4 protein-coding genes are annotated in these 6,649 nt (G+C 39.3%); 2 read left to right on the forward strand and 2 right to left on the reverse strand.

Annotated elements, in window-relative coordinates; genetic code table 11:
* Positions 1 to 624, reverse strand: a 624-nt coding sequence (locus H7254_RS12580) for a pyrroline-5-carboxylate reductase (RefSeq protein ID WP_301933300.1), incomplete at its 3' end; no start/stop codon positions are given.
* 10 nt (positions 625 to 634) lie between these two features.
* Entirely contained in the window at positions 635 to 2,872 is a 2,238-nt protein-coding gene (gene purL, locus H7254_RS12585; RefSeq protein WP_301933301.1) for a phosphoribosylformylglycinamidine synthase subunit PurL, read from the reverse strand.
* 101 nt (positions 2,873 to 2,973) lie between these two features.
* On the opposite strand from purL, the gene H7254_RS12590 reads away from it, so the two are divergent.
* Together H7254_RS12590 and H7254_RS12595 are read left to right on the forward strand one after the other, a co-directional pair.
* The gene (locus tag H7254_RS12590; protein WP_301933302.1) at positions 2,974 to 4,236 is read left to right on the forward strand and encodes a hypothetical protein; all 1,263 of its coding nucleotides are present in this window, start codon (positions 2,974 to 2,976) and stop codon (positions 4,234 to 4,236) included.
* A 111-nt stretch (positions 4,237 to 4,347) separates the two neighbouring features.
* Positions 4,348 to 6,540: a glutamine synthetase III gene (locus H7254_RS12595; protein WP_301933303.1), complete on the forward strand. Its 2,193-nt coding sequence runs from the start codon at positions 4,348 to 4,350 to the stop codon at positions 6,538 to 6,540.
* Positions 6,541 to 6,649 lie beyond the last annotated feature (109 nt).

A 6,649-nucleotide genomic window follows, 5' to 3' on the forward strand; every position in this document is an offset into this window, starting at 1 on the left:
ACCTTTTACCGTTTGTGCTGCAATTAAATTGGCGGTTACCGCATCAAAACCAATTTCAATACCACCTTGTATATTGGCTCGTATGTAGCGCATGGCAAAGGCAGTTCCACAGGCGCCCAGCACGGTGGCGGCATCCATTAATTTTTCATCTATCATGGTGACTTTACCTAAGGTTGAAAAGAGATCTTTTACATAGGTAGTTTGTGCTTCCGAAGCGTTGGTAACGCCAATACAGGTCATGCTTTCCTGGATGGCAATGGCAGTATTGGGCATTGCCCTAAAAACGGGTAATTTCTTTTTGATGATACTTTCAATATCACTAATAAGTACACCGGTTACAACTGAAACCAGGATATGTTTTGCTGTTAATTCTTTTTTAAAACCATTTACCACATCACTTACCTGAAAAGGTTTAATGGCTAAAATTACCAGGTCACTGCTACGCACCGCCGCCGCATTATCGCAGGTAACCGTTACACCCTTACCGGCCAGTTCTTTTAAGGTAGTAATATTTCTTTTGGTAACGGTAATATCGGTTGCTTTACAGAACTTGCTTTTTATTAAGCCCTCTGCAATGGCAGTTCCAAGATTTCCTCCACCAATGATGGCAATTTTTTTGCTCATGATACTATTTTTATAAAGCGGTTAAAGCCTGCTCACTTTCATGCCCGGCTAACAGTTTGCCAATGGCGTTGTCGTAGTTATTTTTCCAGCCGGTAATGCTGCCCCAATCTTCTCCGTCAATGGATATTTTTCCATCTGTTACTGTTCCACATTTTTCAAAAGAAACAGACGATCCGGCAAGAATATTTTCTACAGCGGCAGCCTTTTCCTTTGTTACAGAAATCACCACCCGGCTTTGCGCTTCTCCAAAAAGATATGCATCTTTACGAATGTTATTATTAGTAGCAATACTATAACCAAGATCATTATTAAATCCGCTTTCAGTAAGGGTTACAAACAATCCACCTTCACTAACATCGTGTGCAGAAGCTATCAATTTTTCCTTTATAACTTGTTGAATTACCTGTTGTAAAGCAAACTCTTCCTCCAGCTCAAAATGGGGAGCCGGACTAAATTCAACTCCATGTATTTTATGCAGGTATTCTGAAGAGTTAATATCATTCCTGCTAACACCTATCAAATAAATAGCATCACCAGGCTGTTTAAAATCCATCGTCATTTTATCATTCACATTATCCAATATTCCCACCATACCAATGGTAGGAGTAGGGTATACCGGCCCTTCGGGCGACTGGTTATAAAAACTTACATTGCCACCAGTTACAGGTGTATTAAATTTTACGCAGGCTGCTCCCATTCCTTTAATAGCATGTACAAACTGGTAATATACTTCTGGATTATACGGATTGCCAAAGTTGAGGCAGTTGGTTACACCCAATGGCTGGCCACCACTACACACAATATTTCTGGCAGCTTCTGCCACTGCAATCATGGCACCTTTATAAGGATCAGCAAAAGTGTACCTGCTGTTGCAATCTGTTGTTAAAGCCAGTGCTTTGTTGGTAGGTTTTGCTAATACAATGGCTGCATCACTTGGGGCATTGGTACTTGCCGTTCCTGCTCCCACCATGCTGTCGTATTGAGTGTAAATCCACCGTTTGCTTGCAATGTTCGGAATTTGAATCAGTTGCCCGGCTATCGCTTTTAAATCGGCCGGAACCTCAATTGAACTGCTATCAAAAGCTTTTATTTTTTGCAGGTATGCTGGTTCCTGGTATTCTCTCTCGTATTGCGGTGCTCCGCCTCCCAATACTAATTCGTGCGCAGGCAATTCGGCTTCGAGTTTTCCATCCATATAAAACTTCAGCAAGCCATCATCCGTTACCTCACCAATTTCACTACAGGGAAGATCCCATTTTTCAAATACTTCCAGCACCGCGGCTTCTTTACCTTTTTGCACTACCATCAGCATACGTTCCTGGCTTTCGCTTAAAAGTAGTTCCCATGTTTTCATGTTTTGCTGGCGCATGGGTACTTTGTCTAAATCTATCCGCATGCCCGAATTTCCTTTGGCACTCATTTCGGCAGTAGAGCAAATAATGCCGGCAGCACCCATATCCTGCATACCTACAATAGCACCTGTTTTAATTACTTCCAGACAAGCTTCCAATAATTTCTTTTCCTGAAAAGGATCACCTACCTGAACAGCGGGTAAATCTTCTGCACTATCAGCGGTAATATTTGCCGAAGCAAAGGAGGCTCCGCCAATACCATCCTTACCAGTAGCACTTCCAACAAAAAAAACAGGATTGCCTTTTCCTTCCGCAGTAGCAGAAATTGTACTTCCGTTTTTTAGGATGCCTACGCTCATCGCATTCACCAATGGGTTGGTATGATAGCAGTCTTCGAAATATATTTCGCCCCCAACTGTTGGTACCCCAAAGCAGTTGCCATAATGGCCAATGCCATGCACCACGCCTGCTAGTAAGTGTTGTGTTTTTGCTTCGGCTAAATTTCCAAACCTAAGTGAATTTAAGGAGGCGATTGGCCGTGCTCCCATGGTAAAAATATCCCGATGTATGCCACCAACACCCGTTGCTGCACCCTGGAAAGGTTCAATGGCACTAGGGTGGTTGTGACTTTCAATTTTAAAAACCACGCCGTAGCCATCACCAATATCCATGAGGCCTGCATTTTCTTCACCGGCTTTAACCAGCATCTTTTCTCCATCGCGGGGAAGTGTTTTTAACCACTTGATAGAGTTTTTATAACTACAGTGTTCGCTCCACATGGCGCTGAAGCAACATAGCTCATTAAAGTTAGGAGTGCGACCGATCTTTTGTTTGATCAGTTCAAATTCTTCTGCTGTAAGGCGAAGTTCGTTGGCGGTTGAAACTGTTATTTCCATAATTGTTTGAGAAAGCGCAAAAGTACAACCAGTATTTCTTTTTCAGCTTACAATAAATATTTATTATTTTAACTAACTTCCCACATTAAAAAATATATGGGTTGAGCTATGTTTTATTTTTAATGTATGGAGTACTTTTTTCATGGCTGCTTACCAAAAGCCGGTTTGTGATGGATGCTGGTCTTTCTTCCAGAATTATTATCGCTTTATTTTTATTAAAAGTGCTTACTGGATGTGTGCACGCATGGATACTGCTGCGGATGAGCAGTTTACCCGATACCATTGTATTTCACAGGGAAGGGATAATAGAATACCATTTACTCTTTAACCATCCTAAAGAATATTTTACTAATTTATTTCAGTCTAACTACGATACCGGCTATGGTGGCTTGTTTAGCTCAACCAATTCTTACTGGAATGATTTAACCGGTAACCTCCTCATAAAATTTTTATCCATCTGCGATATTTTTAGTTTTGGCAATTATTATGTAAATGTAATTTTTTACAATGCGGTTATTTTCTTTGGAGCCATTGGTTTGTACCGGGTTTATAATTACATTTATCCCGGCAACAAGTACCTGCTGACAGGTACCTGTTTTTTATTGCCTTCTTTAATATTTTTTAGCAGCACCATTCACAAAGACGGTGTAATTCTGGCCGCAATTGGCATTGCAGTTTATAATATTTATGTGGCTTTAAATACATCGGGATTTACCATAAAAAGAAGTATATATATATTATTGGCATTAGGTTTTATGTTTTTACAGCGCAATTATGTTTTACTGGCATTTTTGCCCGCAGCCTTTGCCTGGATAGTATGTGTGGTCAAAAAGTATCCTCCGTTGCTGACCTTTTTTATAACTTATGTAACAGGAATAATCATTTTTTTTAATGTAGGGTTAGTTTCAGCCGGTTTAAATTTACCCAATAAACTGGTAAACAAGCAAGTGGCTTTTAACCATCTTACAACTTCCGCAACTTACATAGCAACAGATACTTTGCTGCCTGCTTTTAAAAGTTTTGTGCACAATGCTCCCCAGGCAATTAATCACAGTTTATTGAGGCCTCTATTTACCGATAGTAAACGATCCCGTTCGTTATTACCGCTAGTCGTAGAATTATTTTGTTATCAATTACTATTGGTACTGTTTATTTTTTACAGAAATAAAAAAACAACAACAGACCCATTTATTATTTTCGGATACTTTTTTAGCTTCACTGTTTTACTTATCATAGGCTATACTGTTCCGGTTATTGGGGCCATTGTTCGCTACCGTTCCATTTTTCTTCCTTTTATTCTCACTCCAATTATTTGCAGTATTCGTTGGATTAATGTGAAAGCCATTTTTAACATGAAAAAATAATGCCATATTTACATTTTAACTATTTTTAGGTAAAAAATCTAAAAAATGTAAGAATTATTTGATTTATTTAGAATTTAAAGACTATTTTGCAAGTTCTAAATCTAAAAAACAATGCAATCACTTCGTTTTAAGGCAATTGACAATTTGTCAACGAACCAAAGTGTTGCCGTAAAAGCATCTACAAAAATTACGGGAATCTTCGGTGAAAATGTATTTACTCATAAAACTGCCCGTCAGTTTTTGAGTGATGAAGCATACAAAAGTTTATTGGCTTCAATAAAAAGCGGTAAAAAAATTGATCGCAATATGGGCAGCCAGATTGCGAATGGCTTAAGGGCCTGGGCCGAAAGTAAAGGCGTTACTCATTATACGCACTGGTTTCAGCCGTTAACCGATCTTTCTGCCGAAAAGCATGATTCGTTTTTTACTTTAAAAGGAGATGGTACACCTATTGAAGAGTTTGAAGGTGCTGCCTTAATACAGCAGGAACCAGACGCATCTTCTTTTCCATCCGGCGGCTTAAGGGCAACTTTTGAAGCCCGGGGTTATACTGCCTGGGATCCATCTTCACCACCATTTATTATGGAAATAGGCAATGGTAAAACATTGTGTATTCCTACCATTTTTGTAAGTTATACCGGCGAAAGTTTAGATGCAAAAACACCATTAATAAAAGCATTGGTTGCATTGGATAAGGCCGCAGTTGATGTTTGCCAGTATTTTGATAAAAACGTTACGAAAGTAACCGCAACATTAGGCTGGGAACAGGAATATTTTGTAATTGATGCAGCCATGGTAAATGCCCGCCCTGATATTGTAATGACAGGTCGTACCGTTTTTGGACATGCACCTGCCAAGGGACAACAACTGGAAGATCATTATTTTGGCGCTATCCCTGAAAGGATCTACGCTTTTATGAGAGATTACGAACAGGAAGCCTATAAACTGGGTATTCCTTTACGTACAAGGCACAATGAAGTAGCACCTTCTCAGTTTGAATGTGCTCCTATATATGAGGAAGCCAACTTAGCGGTAGATCACAATACCTTATTAATGGACGTGATGACAAGGGTAGCCAAGCGTCATAGTTTAATTGTATTATTACACGAAAAACCTTTTGCCGGCATTAATGGAAGCGGTAAACACAATAACTGGAGTATTGCTACAGATACCGGCGTTAACCTACTGGCACCCGGTAAAACTCCCAAAACCAACCTGATGTTTTTAACTTTCTTTGTTAATACTATCAAAGCAGTTCACGATTATGCAGGTTTGTTAAGAGCATCTATTGCAAGCGCAGGAAACGATCACCGTCTTGGAGCCAACGAAGCACCTCCGGCAATCATTTCCATATTTATTGGTAAATACCTTACAGAAGTTTTGAACCAGGTTGAAACTCGCGTGGGTGGTAAGTTTGATGAACAGGACGAAGCAATGCTAAAGCTGGATATTCATAAAACCATTCCGGAACTAATGCTGGATAACACCGACAGAAACCGTACTTCTCCTTTTGCCTTTACAGGTAATAAGTTCGAGTTTCGTGCGGTAGGTTCTGCAGCCAATTGTGCCAATGCGATGACCGTTTTAAATTCAATTGTTGCTGAAACATTAAAGCAATTTAAAAAAGATGTTGATGCGCATATTGAAAAAGGAGATAAGAAAGAAATTGCCATTATGCAGGTAATTCAAAAATATATTGTTGAAAGTAAAACAGTTTTATTTGAAGGAGATGGCTATAGCGAAGAATGGGCAGTTGAAGCAGAAAAAAGAGGGTTGCCCAATATAAAAACTACACCACTGGCTTTAGATGCATACCTGACAGATTTATCAAAACACCTGTTTGCAAGCAATGAAATATACACACATGCTGAATTAGAAGCCCGCCACGAAATTATGCTGGAAGCGTACATTAAAAAAGTACAGATTGAAGCAAGAACAATGGGCGAACTGGCTACCTCACTGATTTTACCTTCTGCTGTTAAATATCAGAATATTTTGATTACAAATATTAACGGGTTAAAAGCGGCTGGGCTTGATGAAGCTTCTTACTCAAACCAGTTAAGTATTTTGGGCGAAATCAGTAACCATATCAATGCCATGAGTACAGGTGTAAGAAGCATGATTGAAGAAAGAAAAACGGCGAATAAAATAACGGATACCCGGGAAAAAGCAATAGCCTACTGCGATAACATTAAAGGCAAGTACTTTGATACAATCCGCTACCATGTTGATAAGTTAGAATTACTGGTTGATGATTCTCATTGGTTACTGCCTAAGTACAGGGAAATGTTGTTTTTAAGATAGATCAATTAAATTTTTCTTCATAAAAAGAAAGATTTATAACATAGCTGGCAAGCAATCGTAAAGGATCCGGATCACTTTTGTGACCGGGTTTTTTATGTGCGAAATGCAT

The organism is Ferruginibacter sp., assembly GCF_014377975.1.
Taxonomy (GTDB): Bacteria; Bacteroidota; Bacteroidia; order Chitinophagales; family Chitinophagaceae; genus Ferruginibacter.

What these genes read in the sequence shown, in the direction of transcription:
- H7254_RS12595 (WP_301933303.1), top strand. Translation starts at nt 4,348, where the DNA reads ATGCAATCACTTCGTTTTAAGGCAATTGACAATTTGTCAACGAACCAA.
- purL (WP_301933301.1), bottom strand. Translation starts at nt 2,872, where the DNA reads ATGGAAATAACAGTTTCAACCGCCAACGAACTTCGCCTTACAGCAGAA.